The following is a 551-nucleotide window of genomic DNA, read 5'->3' on the forward strand; positions in this document are numbered from 1 at the left end:
AGAGTCTGGGGGCTGCACAGGTGGCTGATTTCCTCCAGTATCTTGCAGTCACGCGCAATGTCGCCGTCAGCACTCAGAACCAAGCCTTGAACGCGCTGGTCTTTCTGTTCAATAAAGTGCTTGAACAACCCCTTGGCGATATTGGTCCCTTTTGCAGGGCGAAACGCCCCAGGCGATTGCCCACGGTGCTCTCCCGGGAAGAAGTGCGGCGCATGCTTGGCGAACTGACGGGGGTTCCCTCGCTGGTCGCCTCTCTGCTCTACGGGACCGGCATGAGACTGATGGAATGCCTGCGGCTTCGCGTACAGGATGTGGAATTTGAACGAAGCTTGATCATGGTGAGATCCGGCAAAGGGAACAAGGACCGGATCGTGCCCTTGCCGGAATCGCTGGTTGGCCCATTGAACGAGCACCTGGAAACCGTGCGTGCCCTGCATGCCAGGGATCTTGAGCAGGGACTGGGGGAAACCCTTTTGCCTGACGCATTGGCACGGAAGTATCCCAATGCCCCTCGTGAATGGCGTTGGCAGTTTGTCTTTCCCAGCGGTCGC

1 protein-coding gene is annotated in these 551 nt (G+C 58.3%); it reads left to right on the forward strand.

What is annotated here, in order from left to right:
* Window positions 1-551 (forward strand): tyrosine-type recombinase/integrase (locus ECTPHS_RS14465; RefSeq protein ID WP_168044683.1); only part of this gene is annotated, 551 nt, incomplete at both ends.

The sequence above is a fragment of the Ectothiorhodospira sp. PHS-1 genome (assembly GCF_000225005.1).
Lineage (GTDB): Bacteria > Pseudomonadota > Gammaproteobacteria > Ectothiorhodospirales > Ectothiorhodospiraceae > Ectothiorhodospira.